19 protein-coding genes are annotated in these 19,255 nt (G+C 52.9%); 17 read left to right on the forward strand and 2 right to left on the reverse strand.

Annotated features, from left to right (window positions below; translation table 11 throughout):
* Positions 1-60 precede the first annotated feature (60 nt).
* Both mreB and csrD read right to left on the reverse strand, forming a co-directional pair.
* Positions 61-1,104, reverse strand: coding sequence for a rod shape-determining protein MreB (gene mreB / locus AAH450_RS19300; RefSeq protein ID WP_004385136.1), 1,044 nt, complete (start codon positions 1,102-1,104; stop codon positions 61-63).
* Positions 1,105-1,415: 311 nt separating this feature from the next.
* Positions 1,416-3,365 (reverse strand): RNase E specificity factor CsrD, encoded by a 1,950-nt coding sequence (gene csrD / locus AAH450_RS19305; RefSeq protein WP_342911678.1) that lies wholly within the window; start codon positions 3,363-3,365, stop codon positions 1,416-1,418.
* A 212-nt stretch (positions 3,366-3,577) separates the two neighbouring features.
* Between csrD and acuI the strand changes: the two genes are divergently transcribed.
* The 17 genes from acuI to AAH450_RS19390 all read left to right on the forward strand — a co-directional run bounded on the left by acuI (position 3,578) and on the right by AAH450_RS19390 (position 19,053).
* Positions 3,578-4,555, forward strand: a complete 978-nt coding sequence (gene acuI / locus AAH450_RS19310; RefSeq protein WP_342911664.1) for an acrylyl-CoA reductase (NADPH) — start codon at positions 3,578-3,580, stop codon at positions 4,553-4,555.
* 139 nt (positions 4,556-4,694) lie between these two features.
* The gene (msrP, locus tag AAH450_RS19315) at positions 4,695-5,699 is read left to right on the forward strand and encodes a protein-methionine-sulfoxide reductase catalytic subunit MsrP (RefSeq protein WP_342911665.1); all 1,005 of its coding nucleotides are present in this window, start codon (positions 4,695-4,697) and stop codon (positions 5,697-5,699) included.
* Entirely contained in the window at positions 5,699-6,301 is a 603-nt protein-coding gene (msrQ, locus tag AAH450_RS19320) for a protein-methionine-sulfoxide reductase heme-binding subunit MsrQ (RefSeq protein WP_342911666.1), read from the forward strand. Before msrP ends, msrQ begins: the two co-directional genes overlap by 1 nt.
* Before the next feature lie 239 nt (positions 6,302-6,540).
* Positions 6,541-6,993, forward strand: a complete 453-nt coding sequence (aroQ, locus tag AAH450_RS19325) for a type II 3-dehydroquinate dehydratase (protein ID WP_318791513.1) — start codon at positions 6,541-6,543, stop codon at positions 6,991-6,993.
* Positions 6,994-7,014: 21 nt separating this feature from the next.
* The gene (gene accB / locus AAH450_RS19330; RefSeq protein WP_318791512.1) at positions 7,015-7,482 is read left to right on the forward strand and encodes an acetyl-CoA carboxylase biotin carboxyl carrier protein; all 468 of its coding nucleotides are present in this window, start codon (positions 7,015-7,017) and stop codon (positions 7,480-7,482) included.
* Positions 7,483-7,493: 11 nt separating this feature from the next.
* Positions 7,494-8,843, forward strand: a complete 1,350-nt coding sequence (accC, locus tag AAH450_RS19335; RefSeq protein WP_342911667.1) for an acetyl-CoA carboxylase biotin carboxylase subunit — start codon at positions 7,494-7,496, stop codon at positions 8,841-8,843.
* A gap of 71 nt (positions 8,844-8,914) precedes the next feature.
* On the forward strand, positions 8,915-9,151 hold the full coding sequence (locus tag AAH450_RS19340; protein ID WP_342911668.1) for a YhdT family protein: 237 nt from the start codon (positions 8,915-8,917) through the stop codon (positions 9,149-9,151).
* Entirely contained in the window at positions 9,148-10,602 is a 1,455-nt protein-coding gene (panF, locus tag AAH450_RS19345; protein WP_342911669.1) for a sodium/pantothenate symporter, read from the forward strand. Before AAH450_RS19340 ends, panF begins: the two co-directional genes overlap by 4 nt.
* A gap of 11 nt (positions 10,603-10,613) precedes the next feature.
* On the forward strand, positions 10,614-11,495 hold the full coding sequence (gene prmA / locus AAH450_RS19350) for a 50S ribosomal protein L11 methyltransferase (RefSeq protein WP_342911670.1): 882 nt from the start codon (positions 10,614-10,616) through the stop codon (positions 11,493-11,495).
* A gap of 122 nt (positions 11,496-11,617) precedes the next feature.
* Positions 11,618-11,770 (forward strand): hypothetical protein, encoded by a 153-nt coding sequence (locus AAH450_RS19355; protein WP_342911671.1) that lies wholly within the window; start codon positions 11,618-11,620, stop codon positions 11,768-11,770.
* Positions 11,771-12,152: 382 nt separating this feature from the next.
* Entirely contained in the window at positions 12,153-13,118 is a 966-nt protein-coding gene (gene dusB, locus AAH450_RS19360; protein WP_412916697.1) for a tRNA dihydrouridine synthase DusB, read from the forward strand.
* A gap of 24 nt (positions 13,119-13,142) precedes the next feature.
* Positions 13,143-13,439 carry a DNA-binding transcriptional regulator Fis gene (gene fis, locus AAH450_RS19365; RefSeq protein ID WP_000462905.1) on the forward strand — a complete coding sequence of 99 codons (297 nt, stop codon included), beginning with the start codon at positions 13,143-13,145 and terminating at the stop codon, positions 13,437-13,439.
* Positions 13,440-13,627: 188 nt separating this feature from the next.
* The gene (lpxP, locus tag AAH450_RS19370; RefSeq protein WP_342911672.1) at positions 13,628-14,548 is read left to right on the forward strand and encodes a kdo(2)-lipid IV(A) palmitoleoyltransferase; all 921 of its coding nucleotides are present in this window, start codon (positions 13,628-13,630) and stop codon (positions 14,546-14,548) included.
* 346 nt (positions 14,549-14,894) lie between these two features.
* A complete protein-coding gene (locus tag AAH450_RS19375; protein WP_342911673.1) occupies positions 14,895-15,920 on the forward strand; it encodes an amino acid ABC transporter substrate-binding protein in 1,026 nt (341 codons plus the stop codon).
* A gap of 68 nt (positions 15,921-15,988) precedes the next feature.
* Positions 15,989-17,167, forward strand: a complete 1,179-nt coding sequence (locus tag AAH450_RS19380; RefSeq protein ID WP_342911674.1) for an amino acid ABC transporter permease — start codon at positions 15,989-15,991, stop codon at positions 17,165-17,167.
* Positions 17,168-17,182: 15 nt separating this feature from the next.
* On the forward strand, positions 17,183-18,283 hold the full coding sequence (locus AAH450_RS19385) for an amino acid ABC transporter permease (protein ID WP_342911675.1): 1,101 nt from the start codon (positions 17,183-17,185) through the stop codon (positions 18,281-18,283).
* An 8-nt stretch (positions 18,284-18,291) separates the two neighbouring features.
* The gene (locus AAH450_RS19390) at positions 18,292-19,053 is read left to right on the forward strand and encodes an amino acid ABC transporter ATP-binding protein (protein WP_342911676.1); all 762 of its coding nucleotides are present in this window, start codon (positions 18,292-18,294) and stop codon (positions 19,051-19,053) included.
* Positions 19,054-19,255 lie beyond the last annotated feature (202 nt).

A 19,255-nucleotide genomic window follows, 5' to 3' on the forward strand; every position in this document is an offset into this window, starting at 1 on the left:
TTCCTCGACATCTTAAAAAAGGAGTACGGAACAGCGCGCGTCCGCACTCCCTGAGGCAAATTATTCTTCGCTGAACAAATCGCCGCCGTGCATGTCGATCATTTCCAACGCTTTACCGCCACCGCGTGCAACGCAGGTCAGCGGATCTTCTGCCACCACAACCGGGATACCGGTCTCTTCCATCAGCAGACGATCGAGGTTACGCAGCAGCGCGCCCCCGCCGGTCAGAACCATACCGCGTTCGGAAATGTCAGATGCCAGTTCCGGCGGACACTGTTCCAGCGCAACCATCACTGCGCTGACGATACCGGTCAGCGGCTCCTGAAGCGCTTCCAGGATCTCGTTGGAGTTCAGCGTAAAGCCGCGCGGCACACCTTCAGCCAGGTTACGCCCACGGACTTCAATCTCACGCACTTCATCGCCCGGATAGGCCGAGCCGATTTCATGTTTGATGCGCTCAGCGGTTGCTTCACCAATCAATGAACCGTAGTTACGGCGCACATAATTAATAATAGCTTCATCAAAGCGATCGCCACCAATACGAACGGAGGAGGAGTAAACCACGCCGTTCAGGGAGATCACTGCCACTTCTGTGGTACCGCCGCCGATGTCGACAACCATTGAACCGGTTGCTTCAGAGACCGGCAGACCGGCACCAATAGCCGCAGCCATTGGCTCTTCAATCAGGAAGACTTCACGAGCGCCCGCACCCTGCGCGGATTCACGGATAGCACGACGTTCCACCTGCGTTGCGCCAACAGGCACGCACACCAGCACGCGCGGACTTGGGCGCATAAAGCTGTTGCTGTGAACCTGTTTGATGAAGTGTTGCAGCATCTTCTCGGTAACGAAGAAGTCGGCGATCACGCCATCTTTCATTGGCCGGATAGCAGCGATATTGCCGGGAGTACGTCCCAGCATCTGTTTGGCCTCATGACCGACTGCCGCAACGCTCTTTGGGGAGCCGGCACGATCCTGACGGATAGCAACGACAGAAGGCTCATTCAGAACGATGCCCTGCCCTTTCACATAAATCAGGGTATTGGCTGTACCCAGGTCGATGGACAAGTCGTTGGAAAACATGCCACGGAATTTTTTAAACATACTAAAGGATAATCCTGCAAGCTGGGGGCGGATAATAAAATCCGCTTACTTTACCAACCACACGAAGCAGCGACAAGGCGCAAAAACGTTCTACTTCGGTGAAAAATCACGCTATCTCACTTCTTCGTCAGTCGTTTAAATAGGGGCGAATCAATCAGCCTGACTCAGGCCTTGCACGCAGTATTCAGGGCTGACAAAAGGACATAACGTACATAATATTTACCATGTTTCGGGTTACTGGCAGACCAGAAGCCCCATGCCGGCACCACAGCCGCGCGGGTATTCTACGTGAATTCCAGCACAACGGCAGATTAAACTTGATATCTTTGCGAATATTTTTTCACGCGGCTGTCAAGCGGTTGTGAAGACGCAACAAATTCCCCCTGACCACCCGCCACGCCTAGTTCCATAAGGACTTGCCACTCGGTTCGGGTACGGACGCCCGCAGCAAAAACCTGAGTGGATGTCCTGGTACAACTCTCTAACAAACTCCTGACAAAGAGCTGATTCTCGGTGCGGCGCTCAATATTCCTGACCAGTGCCGGATGCAGTTTGATCAGCTCCACTTCGAACTGTCGGATATAGGCCGTGCTCACTACCGTTAACCCGGCCTGATTAACCGCAATCCGACAGCCAAAACCCTTCAGCAGTCGAAAGGCAGAACCCAAACGGCTGATGTGTTGACACACATCTGCTTCAGCAAGTTCAAATAAAATGCGTTTTCTTTGTAATTTAGTGCATTGCAGCAGCATATCCCGGAGCCATATCTGGAAAGGCCGCTGCAACAGAGCGTCAACGGTAAGCGGAATGGTCAGCGTCTCTTCCGGCCAGAGAGCCAGCAGCGCCATAATCCGCGTCACCAGCAGACGGTCATATCCTTCGGCCATACCCAACTGCTGGATAAAGGGCAAATATTCCGCTGAGAGCAGCTCTTTCTCGCCATCAAAGATCCTCGGCATTAACTCCCGATGATGGACCGAGCCATCCCGTCTTACGGCGGGCTTCTGATAGAGTCTTGGCCCACCCCGCTGTAGCGTATTTTCCAGTAGCGTGCGCCATTTGACGCTGCCACGGGCAAATTCCTGCTGCGGCGCTTCACCCAGTGACCAGTTATTGCCCCCCAGCAAAGCCGCATGACGCGTAGCCAGCTCCACATTCTCCATTACCTGTTGCGTAGCCTGCCCGCTGTGCCAGGCGCTAATGCCGATATGGATCATATCTTCACGATCCAACATTCGGGTGGGGGGAAGCGCGTCAACAGCTTTGATCAGCTGCGAAGCGATGCTGTCAGCATCCTTCAGGCTACGGTGTGGAAGCAGCACGGCAAAATCACTGCGGAAATAGCGGGCCAACAGCGCGCCAGGGTAGCGTAATACGAAGGTTGAAAGCAGATTCACCAACGCATAAAGGTAATCTTTGGTCTGGTTGTGTCCCCAGTTATCCCGCAAGGTATCGAAGTCTGGCAGACGGATCATCATCACCATGCCGTGGACGCCGCCCGTCTCGGTATCTTCCAGCATGGTAGCCAGCTGATTATCGAAAAAGAGGCGGTTGCTAAGACCCGTCTTTGCATCCTGTGCAGCAAAAGCCCGGATCAAGGTATCAAGACGCGAGCGCTGCTCTCCTGCTTCCTGAAGATCGGCCAGCAGCAGGTCGATTGCGCTGCTGGCTTTCGGTGGCCACTCATGAACAGATCCCGCCTTTACCGTCTCTCTTTCACCCTTAACAATATTTCCAGCCCTGAATTCAAGGCGCTCCATGCCCTCAAGCTGACGGTTTAACCAGCGATGAGTGACAAACAGGATGGCGGTCATGATCGCCACTACGGTCACCAGCACGCTGAGGATGGAGGCGCCAATAAATGACTTCAGCCAGGTTTTGGTGGAATCAACCCACTGAATGTTAAGGGAGTAACGGGAGTTATTTTGCAGCGGCAGAACGGTGAAACGATACTGATTAGGCTCATCATCCAGAACCGGTTCCTGATGATGCGCGATAGTGAGTCGGGTATTCTCCCCCTCTTTCAGTTCCAGCCGGACGACTTGCAGCGGCCCCATCACTCTGCTCAACCACTGCCCGACCTGCTCGGGAGACTCTGACGCCAGCGCCGTATCCACATCTCCGGCCATCACTTCCAGCCGGTGTTCCGCGCGCTGGGTACTCAGGTAAAAAAAGCTGATAACGCAGCCCACCAGCATTAATAACATCGCCAGTGCGCTCAATAGGGTAATCATCGTCGAAAGTTTGGTGGTTAATCGCATCCCTGTGTCCATTGACTGCTGCTGAATAACGGCATTAGCGTTTTCAGGCAGCAGCATAGCGTTATCTCCATCCCGCTCTGCGGGCCGCCCGAGAAATTATCACGTGCTGTAAGGTCATTAGTTGCTGGTAATCAGTTTACTCTCCCTTATCGGGAGTATAGTGATGTAAGAATTTAATACTATTTTCTGGTCCCATTTTTCAGGAGATTCTCATGCAAGCATTGATCCTTGAACAATCGCAAGGCAAGACTCTCGCCGCCATTAAGACGCTGGACGCTGATGCGCTGCCCGCGGGCGAAGTCACGGTGGATATCGACTGGTCAAGCCTGAACTATAAAGATGCGCTGGCCATCACCGGCAAAGGGAAAATTATCCGCGAGTTTCCGATGGTACCCGGCATAGATTTTGCCGGAAAAGTGCACCACAGCGAAGATCCGCGTTTTCATTCAGGCCAGGCCGTTTTACTGACGGGTTGGGGCGTGGGCGAAAATCACTGGGGCGGGCTTGCCGACCAGGCGCGGGTTAAAGCTGACTGGCTGGTTCCCCTGCCGGAAGGGCTGGATGGCCGCAAAGCGATGATTGTCGGCACCGCCGGCTTCACCGCTATGCTTTGCGTAATGGCGCTCGAAGAGGGTGGCATTACGCCTGAAAGTGGTGAAGTGTTAGTCACCGGCGCAAGCGGAGGCGTTGGCAGCACCGCCGTCGCCTTGTTAAGCGCGCTGGGCTATCGCGTGGTCGCGGTGAGCGGACGCGAAACAACGCATGAGTATCTGAAATCGCTGGGCGCCACTGAAATACTTCCGCGTAGCGCCTTCAGTGGAGAAGCCCGACCGCTGGATAAGCAACGCTGGGCAGGGGCGATAGATACAGCCGGCGGCGGCATACTGGCTACCGTGCTGGCACAAATGCACTATTCCGGTGTGGTAGCGGCTTGTGGACTGGCTGGTGGCTTTGCTTTACCCACCACAGTGATGCCTTTTATTCTGCGTAACGTTCGCCTTCAGGGGGTTGATTCCGTCAGCACGCCTGCGGCCCGCAGAAAAGAAGCCTGGAAACGTCTGGTGAAAACGCTGCCGGACACCTTCTATCAGCAGGCCTCGCGGGAAATCGCCCTTGCCGAAGTGCCGGAATACGCCGCTAAACTGTTAAACAATGCGATTACCGGCCGCACGCTGGTGAAAATCCGTTAGTCCCCTCTCCTCCTTCCGCAGTAAGAAAGGGAAGGAGGGCCTTCCAGGAAATTTCACATTTTTTGTTCTGAATTCGCGCAAATCCGGCTCTTTCGTCATGCTCAAGGTAAGATAAGACCGCGCCTTTGGAGGCCGCCCGATGAAACCTGTTGATAAACTCACTGAAAGCGATGTCACGCCGGAAGGCATTTTTAACACGCGCCGGCGTGAGCTGCTGAAAACGTTGGGCATCAGTGCCGCAGCGTTGTCCCTGCCTGCGACTGCCCGCGCTGACGTCCTTTCCTGGTTTAAAGGTAACGACCGTCCTGCTGCCCCAGCCGGTAAGCCCCTTGATTTTACCAAACCTGCACAGTATCAGGCTGACCTGGCGCTGACGCCCGCAGATAAAGTCTCGGGTTACAATAATTTCTATGAATTTGGTTTGGATAAAGCCGATCCGGCAGCTAATGCCGGGACGTTGAAAACCGATGACTGGAAGATCGAAATTGGTGGCGAAGTGGCCAAACCCATGACCCTGTCAATGGAGGATATCTACAAGCGCTTCCCTCTTGAACAGCGCATCTACCGCATGCGCTGCGTAGAAGCCTGGTCAATGGTTATCCCGTGGGTTGGTTTCGAGCTGGGAAAACTGCTGAAAGCAGCCGAACCAAACAGTAATGCCCGCTATGTGGCTTTCCAGACCATTTATGCGCCCGATCAGATGCCAGGCCAGAAGGACAGGTTTATCGGCGGCGGGATCGATTATCCCTATGTGGAAGGGCTGCGGCTGGATGAGGCTATGCATCCGCTGACTCTGCTTTCTACCGGCGTCTATGGTAAAGCGTTACCGCCGCAAAACGGCGCACCGATTCGCCTGACTGTGCCCTGGAAGTATGGCTTTAAAGGCATCAAATCCATTGTGAAAATTACTCTGGTCAGGGATATGCCGCCAACGACCTGGAATCAGCTCGCTTCAAATGAATATGGGTTTTACGGCAATGTTAACCCGCATGTCGATCACCCACGCTGGTCACAGGCCACCGAGCGCTTTATCGGATCTGGCGGCATTCTGGATGTACAACGCCAGCAAACCTTACTCTTTAATGGTTATGGCGAGCAGGTAGCCTCGTTATATCGTGGGCTGGATCTGCGGGAGAATTTCTAGTGGTTCGTCTGACAGCTAAACAGATTACTGGCCTGAAGGTGGCACTGCATCTTGCCGGCTTTTTGCCGCTGCTGTGGTTACTGTTATCGATCGACCAGGGGTGGTTCAGCGCCGATCCAGCAAAAGATATTCAGCATTTTACCGGGCGGATGGCGTTGAAATTTCTGCTCGGCAGCTTGTTGATCGCGCCTCTGGCCCGCTATGGAAAGCAGCCTTTGCTGATTCGTGTGCGTCGGCTGCTGGGGTTGTGGTGCTTTGCCTGGGCCACGCTGCATCTGGTGAGCTACTCGGTACTGGAGTTGGGGATCAGTAATTTAGGGCTGTTAGGTTCGGAGCTGATCTCCCGGCCTTACCTGACATTAGGCATTATCAGCTGGCTGGTGCTGCTGGCTCTGGCGCTCACCTCCTTCCAGAAAGCACAGCGCAAGCTAGGTAAACGCTGGCAAACTCTGCATAATGGCGTCTATCTGGTGCTGATCCTGGCGCCCATTCACTATCTCTGGTCGGTTAAGACATTCTCGCCGCAACCGTGGATTTATGCGCTTATTGCGGCCATCCTGCTGGCATGTCGGTACAAAAAATTCCGCCAGTGGCTGCGTTAAGGTTCCCGTAAGAGTGTGTGCCGCTCCGCAAATCCTGTAGTCAACCGCCTCTCCTGTGCGACAGGCGGTTGATAATCTTCGCTGATACGACCAGTATTTAGCTGCGAATTGCCACGAAATCGTTATAATGCCCGACTTTACACCTGCATGAGGCCCGATTTTCACCATGAAAGGTGACAAACGGCGTTTCCCCATGTATTTTGTGCGATGCCTCAATTATCGCGGGAGATAGCAGCACAATGGCTGATAAGTTTCACATACTGCTCTTAAACGGTCCCAACCTTAACCTTCTCGGCACGCGTGAGCCAGAAAAGTATGGGAAAACGACCCTGGCAGAGATCGTCAGTGATATGTCATCGCAAGCTGACGCGCTCAACGTGAAGCTGAGTCATCTCCAGTCCAATGCGGAATATGCGTTAATTGACCGCATTCATGAGGCAAAAGGCAATGTCGATTATATCGTCATTAACCCGGCGGCATTTACCCATACCAGCGTAGCGCTGCGGGATGCCCTGCTGGCCGTTAGCATTCCATTCATTGAAGTTCACCTGTCGAATGTGCATGCTCGCGAGCCGTTTCGCCATCATTCTTATCTTTCTGATATTGCTGCCGGTGTAATCTGTGGACTTGGTGTCGACGGTTATTCCTGGGCTTTACAGACGGCGGTAAAACGTCTGTCACAATCTAATTAAACAGAGTACGGAACCACACTCATGGATATTCGTAAGATAAAAAAACTGATTGAACTGGTTGAAGAATCAGGCATCTCTGAACTGGAAATTTCTGAAGGCGAAGAGTCTGTTCGTATCAGTCGTTCACCGGCAAATCCTGGCTACCCAATGATGCAGCACTATGCTGCGCCAATGATGCAGCAGCCTGCGCTGGCTAACGCCGTTGCACCGGCAACTGCACCTGTTATGGAAGCTCCGGCAGCTGCAGAGATCAGTGGCCACATCGTACGTTCCCCAATGGTTGGCACTTTCTACCGCACCCCCAGCCCGGACGCTAAAGCGTTTGTGGAAGTGGGTCAGAAAGTCAACGCTGGTGACACTCTGTGCATCGTAGAAGCGATGAAAATGATGAACCAGATCGAAGCCGATAAATCCGGCGTTGTGAAAGCGATCCTGGTTGAAAGCGGCCAACCCGTTGAATTTGACGAGCCGCTGGTAGTCATCGAATAACGAGGCGAACCATGCTGGATAAAATTGTAATAGCTAACCGCGGTGAAATCGCGCTGCGCATTTTGCGTGCCTGCAAAGAGCTGGGCATTAAAACTGTTGCCGTGCATTCAAGCGCGGACCGCGATCTGAAACATGTGCTGCTGGCAGATGAAACCGTTTGTATTGGTCCTGCCCAGTCAGTGAAAAGCTATCTTAACATCCCTGCTCTTATCTCCGCAGCCGAGATAACTGGTGCGGTGGCTATCCACCCGGGTTATGGCTTCCTGTCCGAAAATGCGGACTTTGCCGAGCAGGTTGAGCGTTCTGGTTTTATTTTCATTGGCCCTAAAGCGGAAACCATTCGCCTGATGGGAGACAAAGTCTCTGCCATCAACGCCATGAAAAAAGCGGGCGTACCAACCGTACCCGGCTCTGATGGTTCGCTGACGGATGACATGGAAAAAAACCGTGCCTTCGCCAAGCGTATCGGCTATCCGGTAATCATTAAGGCGTCGGGCGGCGGCGGCGGTCGTGGTATGCGCGTTGTGCGCAACGATAAAGACCTGGAACAATCCATCAATATGACCCGTGCGGAAGCCAAAGCGGCTTTCAACAACGATATGGTCTATATGGAGAAGTACCTGGAGAATCCGCGCCACATTGAGATTCAGGTACTGGCTGACGGTCAGGGCAACGCCATCTATCTGGCTGAACGTGACTGCTCTATGCAGCGCCGCCACCAGAAGGTTGTGGAAGAAGCGCCTGCGCCAGGCATCACTGAAGAGATGCGCCGCTTTATTGGCGAACGCTGCTCTAAAGCCTGTATCGAGATCGGCTACCGCGGTGCAGGGACTTTTGAGTTCCTGTACGAAAACGGCGAGTTCTACTTTATTGAGATGAACACCCGTATTCAGGTTGAGCATCCGGTTACCGAGATGATCACCGGCGTTGATCTGATCAAAGAGCAGCTGCGTATTGCTGCCGGTCAGCCTCTCTCCATCAAGCAGGAAGATGTGGTGATCCGCGGCCATGCGGTGGAATGCCGTATCAATGCCGAAGATCCAAACACTTTCCTGCCAAGCCCTGGCAAAATCACGCGCTTCCATGCGCCAGGTGGTTTTGGCGTGCGCTGGGAGTCTCATATCTACGCTGGTTATACCGTGCCGCCGTATTATGACTCCATGATTGGTAAACTGATCACTTACGGTGAAAACCGTGATGTGGCTATCGCCCGCATGAAAAATGCGCTGGCGGAGCTGATCATTGATGGCATCAAAGTGAACGTTGAGCTGCAGATGAAGATCATGAATGACGAGAATTTCCAGCAGGGTGGCACCAACATCCACTATCTGGAGAAAAAACTCGGCCTTCAGGAAACCTGATTAGCCTGATGTTCTGAATAAAGGCCGGTCTGACCGGCCTTTTTCTTTGCGTTTGTAAGGTGAGGTGAAACATGGACAAGCGTTTCGTTCAGGCTCATCGTGAGGCTCGCTGGTCATTCTGGCTCGCCGTGGCTTATCTTGCGGCCTGGGCCGCGTCGAGCTGGCTGTCGGACGATCTTCCCGGCATTACCGGCTTACCGCACTGGTTTGAAATGGCCTGCCTGCTGGTTCCCATACTGTTTATTCTGCTCTGCTGGCTGATGATCAGGCTGGTATTTCGTGACATTCCTCTGGAAGATGAAAAGTGAAACTTGAAATCATCCTGCCTCTGATTGCTTATCTGCTGCTGGTTGCCGGCCTCTCTGTTTTTGCCATGCGCAAACGCCGCGAAGGCAACTTCCTGAATGAATATTTCCTGGGGAGCCGGTCAATGGGGGGCTTTGTGCTGGCGATGACGCTGGCCACGACCTATATCAGCGCCAGCTCCTTTATCGGCGGGCCTGGTGCGGCTTACAAATATGGTCTTGGCTGGGTGCTGCTTTCGATGGTGCAGGTGCCCGCGGTCTGGCTCTCCTTAGGGATCCTGGGGAAGAAGTTCGCCATCCTGGCAAGGCGTTATAACGCCGTTACGCTTAACGACATGCTTTACGCGCGTTATCACAGCCCGTTGCTGGTATGGATTGCCAGTCTCAGCCTGCTGATTGCCTTTATTGGCGCAATGACCGTGCAGTTTATCGGTGGCGCGCGTTTGTTAGAAACCGCCGCAGGGATCCCTTACAATCAGGGCCTGCTTATTTTTGGCGGCAGCATTGCGCTCTATACCGCCTTTGGCGGCTTCAGAGCCAGCGTGCTGAATGATGCCATGCAGGGAATGGTAATGCTGGCAGGCACGTTTCTGCTGCTGTTTGCCGTTATTCATGCCGCCGGTGGCGTACACAGCGCGGTAGAAAAACTCCAGCAGATCGATCCTCAACTGGTCTCTTCCAGCGGCGTTGATAATATCCTCAGCCCCACTTTCCTGGCCTCTTTTTCCGTACTGGTCTGTTTCGGTGTGATTGGCCTGCCACACACCGCCGTGCGCTGCATCTCCTATAAAGACAGCAAAGCGGTCCATCGCGGAATTATCATCGGTACGATTGTCGTCACGCTGCTGATGTTTGGTATGCATCTCGCTGGTGCGCTTGGCCGTGCGGTGATGCCCGATCTGGCGATCCCTGACCAGGTCATCCCCACGCTGATGATCCGCGTGCTGCCGCCGATAGCTGCCGGGATCTTTCTTGCGGCACCGATGGCCGCCATTATGTCGACCATCAATGCTCAGCTGCTGCAATCCTCCGCCACGATCGTAAAGGATCTCTATTTGCGGGTGCGGCCACAGCAGATGGATAACGAGCCTCTGCTGAAACGCCTGTCCGGTATTGTCACCCTTGTGCTGGGCCTGCTGCTGCTGCTGGCCGCCTGGAATCCGCCGCAGATGCTTATCTGGCTAAACCTGCTGGCGTTCGGCGGCCTTGAAGCCGTGTTCCTCTGGCCGCTGGTGCTGGGGTTATACTGGGAAAAAGCCAATGCATCCGGTGCGCTAAGCAGCATGCTCTTTGGCGCCGGCTGCTATACCCTGCTGGCCAGCTTCTCGTTGCAGCTTTGGGGCTTCCACCCTATCGTTCCGTCGTTGGTCATCAGCCTGATCGCCTTCCTCATCGGAAACCGTTTTGGTCCTGCGTCTCTCCCTTCAGCGCAGACTTCCACCTTTGTCAGATAAAGAGAATTGCCATGCCCTGGATACAAATGAAAATTAACACCACCGGCGCCCAGGCAGAAGAGCTGGGCGATGCGCTAATCGAGAACGGGGCTGTCTCGGTCACGTTTCAGGACACGCACGATAACCCGGTATTCGAGCCTCTTCCTGGCGAAACGCTGCTGTGGGGCGATACCGACGCGATAGGCTTGTTTGATGCCGAAACGGATATGGAAATGGTCATCGCTGGCCTTGAGGCTTGCCCGCTGCTGGGTAGCGGCTTTGCTCATAAAATTGAGCAGATAGAGGATAAGGACTGGGAGCGCGAGTGGATGGATAACTTCCACCCCATGCGTTTCGGGCAGCGTTTATGGATCTGTCCAAGCTGGCGTGATGTGCCGGACCCCGATGCGGTCAACGTGATGCTGGATCCGGGCCTGGCTTTTGGTACCGGGACACATCCCACAACTTCACTCTGCCTCACCTGGCTTGATGGCCTGGATCTGGCTGGAAAGACCGTGATCGATTTTGGTTGTGGTTCAGGCATCCTTGCCATTGCCGCCCTTAAGCTTGGTGCCGCCAGCGCTATCGGGATCGATATCGATCCGCAAGCGATCCAGGCGAGCAGGGATAACGCCCAGCGCAACGGCGTTTCGGAGCGCCTTTCTCTCTATCTGCCCCATGAGCAGCCTGAAAATCTCACTGCCGACGTGGTAGTGGCAAACATTCTGGCTGGCCCACTGCGTGAACTGGCTCCGCTGATTAGCGTGCTGCCTGTGAAAGGGGGCCATTTAGGGCTTTCCGGTGTACTGGCCAGTCAGGCTGAAAGCGTTTGTGAAGCCTATCAGGAGCTTTTTACTTTAGACGCCGTAGCCGAAAAAGAGGAGTGGTGCCGCATTACCGGGATCAGAAATTAAGAGCTGATTTCACTTTTGCTTTAGTACCACTGAAAAGTAGTCTCTGTTCAATTCAGCATAGCTTTGCTGCTCAGCCAGTTATCTCCGTGCCAGCCTCACAGGGCTGGCCATTTCAAGGAAGAATGAAAATCTTATCGCAGCCAGACGCTCCGCTGGAATTCACCCCATCAGACAAGCATTCCGACCTTTTCAGCGGTTCGTTGATTATGCCGCCTTGCACGGAAGGTATTCGCTGGCAGGTAATGAAAGAATCAGCTGCTCCTGCTCAGGAGTAGTTCCAGCAGTTTAAAAGCAGGCACTCATCCTCTGCTGCACCTTTACATAGTCCTTTCGTCGTCGGAATCTCACGCCGACAAGACAGAACGTGCTCTGCTGCCCTCTCTTTTGTTGATCAACCGGCGATAAGTTGTTCCGTTTAAGGGGTTAAGTGATGGTATTTATGTTGTTAAGTGAGTCACAAAAAAAAGAAAAACTTGCTCACAGATTTATCGTTTTACGCTAAAGTTATGATAATTATAACTTTTCATCCTGTCCCCTCTTTAACGATACTCTTCTCATCCTTTTTCTTCCCGATTGTTCAAAGTTTGGCCTTTCATCTTCGCTAAAAAATGCGTAATATACGCCGCCTTGCGGACACACTATGGTCACTTTTTTTTCATGCGCATAGGAAACCACCAGCTTCGTAATCGTCTGATTGCAGCACCAATGGCCGGGATCACCGACAGGCCTTTCCGGACGCTTTGTTATGCAATGGGCGCTGGTATGACCGTATCTGAGATGTTGTCATCAAACCCTGAAGTTTGGGCCACGGACAAATCCCGGTTGCGTATGGTTCACAGTGATGAGCCCGGTATTCGTACCGTGCAAATTGCCGGCTGTGACCCTCATGAGATGGCGGAAGCCGCGCGCATTAATGCTGCATCTGGCGCGCAGGTTATTGACATCAATATGGGATGCCCGGCGAAAAAGGTGAATCGCAAACTGGCGGGGTCTGCCCTGTTGCAACACCCAGAGTTGGTGAAATCTATCCTCTCTGCGGTAGTGAATGCAGTTGACGTCCCCGTTACGCTGAAGATTCGTACCGGCTGGGATCCGGAAAACCGTAATTGTGTTGAGATTGCCCAATTGGCTGAACGCTGTGGTATTCAGGCCCTGACCATTCACGGACGCACTCGCGCGTGTTTGTTCAACGGTGAAGCTGAATATGACAGCATTCGGACAGTTAAGCAGAATGTCTCTATTCCCGTTATCGCGAATGGTGACATCACTGACCCGCATAAAGCCAGAGCCGTACTCGACTATACGGGGGCAGATGCCCTGATGATAGGACGTGCGGCTCAGGGAAGACCGTGGATCTTCCGGGAAATCCAGTATTATCTGGACACTGGGGAGCTGCTGGCGCCGATGCCACTGGCTGAGGTTAAGCACTTGCTCATCGGGCACCTACGGGAACTGCACGACTTTTATGGTCATCGCAAGGGATACCGTATTGCCCGGAAGCACGTCTCCTGGTATCTACAGGAGCACGCCCCAAACGACCAGTTTCGGCGCACATTCAACGCCATAGAGGATGCCAGCGAACAGCTGGAGGCGTTGGAAGCATACTTCGAAAAACTTGCCTAATAGAAATAAAGAGCTGACAGAACTATGTTCGAACAACGCGTAAATTCTGACGTACTGACCGTATCTACCGTAAACTCACAGGATCAGGTGACTCAAAAGCCATTGCGTGATTCGGTCAAACAGGCACTGAAGAACTATTTTGCTCAACTGAATGGTCAGGATGTGAATGACCTGTATGAGCTGGTACTGGCTGAAGTAGAACAGCCTTTGTTGGACATGGTGATGCAATACACCCGTGGCAACCAGACCCGTGCGGCCCTGATGATGGGCATCAACCGTGGTACACTGCGTAAGAAACTGAAAAAATACGGCATGAACTAAGTTTCGGTTCATTGTGATGGAGGCGCTACCATACTGTTAGCGCCTTTTTTATATCCTCTGCACGATCAGAATTGTCTTGAATGTGTAAATCAGAAGCATCAGGTTCAACTTCCTGCCAATAAAGTTGTCAGAGTTATGTACTGCGTCTTGCAGCGCTACATATCCTAAGTATGCCAAAAGAGAGAACTATGAAGTCTTCCCCGAGTTTCACCCGCAGCTTACTGCATCCACGTTACTGGGTAACCTGGGCAGGAGTGGGATTTCTTTATCTGCTGGTTCAACTGCCTTTTCCGCTGCTGCAAAAGCTCGGAACCTGGATGGGCCGCACTTCAATGCGTTTTCTGAAACGCCGGATCCGCATTACTCGCCGTAATCTTGAACTCTGCTTCCCTGATATGCCTGCCGATCAGCTTGAAGCCCGGATTGTGAAAAATTTCGAATCTCTGGGTATGGGACTGTTAGAAACAGGCATGGCCTGGTTCTGGTCGGACAGCCGGGTTAAACGCTGGTTTACGGTCAATGGTCTGCATAACCTTACAGAGGCGCAGAAAGAAGGCCGTGGCGCCCTGATCATTGGCGTCCATTTTATGTCCCTCGAACTGGGTGGACGGGTGATGGGGCTTTGCCAGCCAATGATGGCGATGTACCGCCCGCACAATAATAAATTGATGGAGTGGGTGCAGACTAAAGGCCGTATGCGTTCTAACAAAGCGATGATCAACCGTCGCGATCTGCGTGGAATGGTTCAGGCGCTGAAACAGGGCGAAGCCGTCTGGTTTGCTCCGGACCAGGACTATGGCCCTAAGGGCAGCGTTTTCGCTCCCCTGTTTGCTGTTCCACAAGCCGCTACCACCAGCGGAACGTGGATGATTGCCCGTATGGCCAAACCGGCAATGATTACCGTAGTCCTGATCCGTAATGAGGATGGCAGCGGTTACGAGTTGGTTATCCAACCCGAGCTTAAGGATTACCCTATTGGGGATGAGCAGCAGGCAGCGGCCTATATGAATAAGGTCATTGAGCGCGAAATCATGCGTGCACCCAATCAATACATGTGGCTCCATCGCCGCTTTAAAACCCGCCCGGATGGGGCAAATTCTCTTTATTGATCCCTGCTGGTTATCGTTGTGGTCCTGCTCGCTACTGAGCGGGACCTCCCGGTCAATTTTAACAATTATGAAACATAAACCACGCTCTCGCTCACATTGCTTTCATATAGTGAAACAAGTTGCACCATTTGTGACCGTCCCACCTGTTTTTGCCCCCCTGTAGTGCGCGATATTAAGCAAACTTTCCAGAAGCTTCGAATTATTAGCAAACCTTTCCAATAAATTCAGGGCTCTGCAATTTTGGCATTACCTTTGCAGTGTCGTGGATGGCTTCTTGCCACAGACAGGAAAAGTGCACCACAACGTGCGTAAAACATAAAAACGATTTCGCCACACAGGATGCTTTATGAAAAAAATGATGCTCTCCACTTTGGTTGCCGCTGCCTCGCTGTTTGCAGTTGCGAATCAGGCTCACGCCGGCACCACCCTGGATGCCATTAAAAAGAAAGGCTTTGTTCAGTGCGGTATCAGTGATGGTCTTCCTGGCTTCTCCTTTGCGGACGCCAGCGGCAAATTCAGCGGCATCGACGTGGATGTTTGTCGGGCGGCAGCAGCAGCCGTGTTTGGTGATGCGAATAAAGTGAAATATACCCCTCTGACGGCAAAAGAGCGTTTCACCGCCCTACAGTCTGGCGAAGTGGACATTCTTTCCCGTAACACCACCTGGACTTCTGCCCGCGATGGCGGCATGGGCTTCATTTTTGCTGGCGTAAATTACTATGACGGCATCGGTTTCCTGACTCACCAGAAAGCAGGCCTTAAAAGCGCCAAAGAGCTTGATGGCGCAACCGTTTGCATTCAGGCCGGTACGGATACAGAGCTGAACGTGGCGGACTACTTTAAAGCCAATAATATGCAGTACACCCCGGTCACCTTCGATCGCTCTGACGAATCCGCTAAAGCGCTGGATACCGGCCGCTGCGATACGCTGGCCTCTGACCAGTCGCAGCTCTACGCACTGCGTATCAAACTCGGCAAGCCAAACGAATTTATCGTTCTGCCAGAAGTGATTTCTAAAGAACCGCTGGGGCCTGTGGTGCGTCGTGGTGATGATGACTGGTTCACCATCGTGAAATGGTCTCTGTTCGCTATGCTGAACGCAGAAGAGATGGGGATTACCTCAAAAAATGTTGATCAGATGGCAGCTAAACCTACCACGCCTGATATGGCTCACCTGTTAGGTTCTGAAGGGGACTTCGGTAAAGATCTGAAGCTGGACAACAAATGGGCCTATAACATCGTTAAACAGGTGGGTAACTATCAGGAAGTCTTTGACCGTAACGTCGGCAAAGACAGCCAGCTGAAAATTGCCCGTGGCCAGAACGCCCTCTGGAACAAAGGCGGCATTCAGTACGCTCCGCCAGTGCGTTAATTCCTTCCGTTAACAGGGCGCCGGTTCGCTGGCGCCTTCGTCAGAATTGTCGTCACTGAGGTTTTAACATGTCTCAACGCCCAACCGTAAAAAGGGATTTTTCATTCAGCAATCCTGCGGTGCGCGCCTGGCTGTACCAGATCATTGCGATTGTCGTTGTTTTAGGTGTGGCGGGGTATCTGGTTCATAATACCGTGCTCAACCTGGCAAACCGCGGCATAACTTCCGGTTTTGGCTTCCTTGAACGTAGCGCTGGCTTTGGTATTGTTCAGCACTTAATCGAGTATACAGAGGGTGACACTTACGCCCGGGTATTCCTCGTCGGTTTAACTAATACGCTGCTGGTTTCTGCACTTTGTATCGTTTTTGCCTCCTTTCTGGGCTTCTTTATTGGTCTTGCACGTTTGTCAGACAACTGGCTGCTGCGCAAAATCTCTAATATCTACATTGAAACCTTCCGCAACATCCCGCCATTGCTACAGATTTTCTTCTGGTACTTTGCGGTATTGCGCAATTTGCCGGGGCCGCGTCAGGCCGTAAATGCCTTTGATTTAGCTTTCGTCAGTAACCGGGGACTCTATATTCCATGGCCTGAGTATGCTCCAGGCACCTGGCCATTTGTGATTGCCTTGCTGTTAGCGATAGCAGGAACCCTGGCCCTGTTTCGGTATAACCGGGCATATCAGTTGAAAACGGGACAACTGCGCCGTACCTGGCCAGCGACCGTTATGATGCTGATCCTCTTCCCGCTGATTGCGCACTTTACCTTTGGCGCAGCCATGCATTGGGATGTGCCACAGCTGCGCGGCTTTAACTTCCGCGGAGGGTTTGCCCTGATCCCTGAGCTGGCGGCTCTGACGCTGGCGCTCTCAATCTATACCTCGTCATTTATTGCTGAAGTGATCCGCTCCGGTATCCAGTCAGTGCCCTATGGTCAGCATGAAGCCGCGCGTTCGTTAGGCTTGCCTAATCCCGTTACGCTGCGCCAGGTGATCATTCCGCAGGCTATGCGGGTGATTATTCCGCCGCTGACCAGCCAGTACCTGAACATTGTGAAGAACTCCTCGCTAGCCGCAGCAATTGGCTATCCCGATATGGTCTCGCTGTTTGCGGGAACGGTACTGAACCAGACCGGTCAGGCAATCGAGACTATCGCTATTACCATGGGTGTCTATCTGATCATCAGCCTGTTGATTTCGCTGTTAATGAATATTTATAACCGCAAAATCCGTCTGATTGAGCGTTAAGGGAAGGGGATCATTATGACTTTAGCTACGCATGAAACCCCGCCGGTGCCGACCAACGCGGTTTCCCGCACCGTCCGCTGGGCAAGAAAAAATCTGTTCTCAAGCTGGGGTAATACCCTGCTAACACTGTTCTGTCTGTGGGTGATCTGGACGGTGATCCCACCGGCCCTCAACTGGCTGATTTTCCAGGCTAACTGGTTCGGTACCACGCGTGCAGACTGTACAAAGGAGGGTGCATGTTGGGTGTTTATCCATGCACGCTTTGGCCAGTTTATGTACGGGCTTTATCCACATGAGCTGCGCTGGCGCATCAATCTGGCATTGATTATTGGCCTCGCTTCGATTGTTCCCATGTTCCTGAAAAGCCTGCCCCGCCGGGGGCTCTATATTGCCGTCTGGGTTGTGGCCTACCCGATAATAGTCTGGTTTTTGCTGTACGGGGGTTTCTTCGGTCTGGAACGCGTTGAGACGCGCCAGTGGGGCGGATTAACGCTGACGCTGATTATTGCTTCGGTAGGTATTGCAGGCGCGCTGCCGCTTGGGATTTTACTGGCTTTAGGCCGACGTTCGACAATGCCGGTGGTTCGCTCTCTCTGCATCATCTTTATTGAATTCTGGCGTGGCGTGCCGCTGATTACCGTGCTCTTTATGTCCTCGGTGATGCTGCCGCTGTTTATGTCTGAAGGAAGCAGTATCGACAAACTGATCCGCGCGCTGGTTGGCGTCATCCTGTTCCAGTCTGCCTATGTGGCGGAAGTGGTACGTGGTGGCCTGCAAGCTTTGCCGAAAGGCCAGTATGAGGCGGCGGAGTCACTGGCGCTGGGGTACTGGAAGACCCAGGGACTGGTTATCCTGCCACAGGCGCTGAAAATGGTTATCCCTGGTTTAGTTAACACCATTATTGCGCTGTTTAAAGATACCAGCCTGGTGATCATCATCGGCCTGTTTGACCTGTTCAGCAGTGTGCAGCAAGCCACCGTGGACCCTGCATGGCTGGGAATGTCTACAGAAGGCTACGTATTTGCCGCACTGGTTTACTGGATTTTCTGTTTTAGCATGTCGCGCTATAGCCAGTATCTGGAGAAGCGTTTCCACACCGGACGTGCACCGCACTGAGGCTTAAAATGACAAAAATTATGACCCAATCTGACGACGCGATGATGATTACACTCGAGAACGTTAACAAGTGGTACGGACAGTTTCACGTGCTGAAAGATATCAATTTACATGTTAAACCGCGTGAGCGCATCGTCCTCTGTGGCCCTTCCGGCTCAGGAAAGTCCACGACCATTCGCTGCATCAATCATCTGGAAGAGCATCAACAAGGCCGTATTGTGGTAGACGGCATTCATCTGAACGACGATTTGCGAAATATTGAGCGGGTGCGTACTGAAGTTGGCATGGTATTTCAGCACTTTAACCTGTTCCCTCACTTAAGCGTGCTGCAAAACTGCACGCTGGCACCTATATGGGTACGCAAAACGCCGAAGAAAGAAGCTGAGGCTCTGGCCATGCATTACCTGGAGCGTGTGCGTATCGCTGAGCATGCGCACAAATTCCCCGGTCAATTGTCGGGTGGTCAGCAGCAGCGTGTGGCGATTGCCCGCTCTCTGTGTATGAAACCAAAAATCATGCTGTTTGATGAGCCGACATCAGCTCTGGATCCTGAAATGGTGAAAGAGGTGCTTGATACCATGATTGGCCTGGCAGAAGACGGTATGACCATGCTTTGCGTAACGCATGAGATGGGCTTTGCCCGTACTGTTGCAGATCGGGTGATCTTTATGGATCGGGGCGAGATCGTCGAGCAAGCTCCGCCGCAGGAGTTCTTCTCCAATCCGAAATCTGAACGTACCCGCGCTTTCCTCTCCCAGGTTATTCATTAAGGGAGATACCTTACCAAAGCGCCTCGTAAAACCAGCCCCGAGATATTGCCGGGGCTTTTTTACATACAAGATGTAATAAAAAAGGCTCCGTGCGTCAGCGCGGGGCCTTTTTGTTTATTCTTCTGCACCGGCGGGGCATCACGCCGCGCCTGCCGGAGGCTCTCCGGCCCGACTGGCGGCCACGCCGCCGTCCCGTACCCGC

This window comes from Erwinia magellanica, from assembly GCF_039023495.1.
Taxonomy (GTDB): domain Bacteria; phylum Pseudomonadota; class Gammaproteobacteria; order Enterobacterales; family Enterobacteriaceae; genus Erwinia.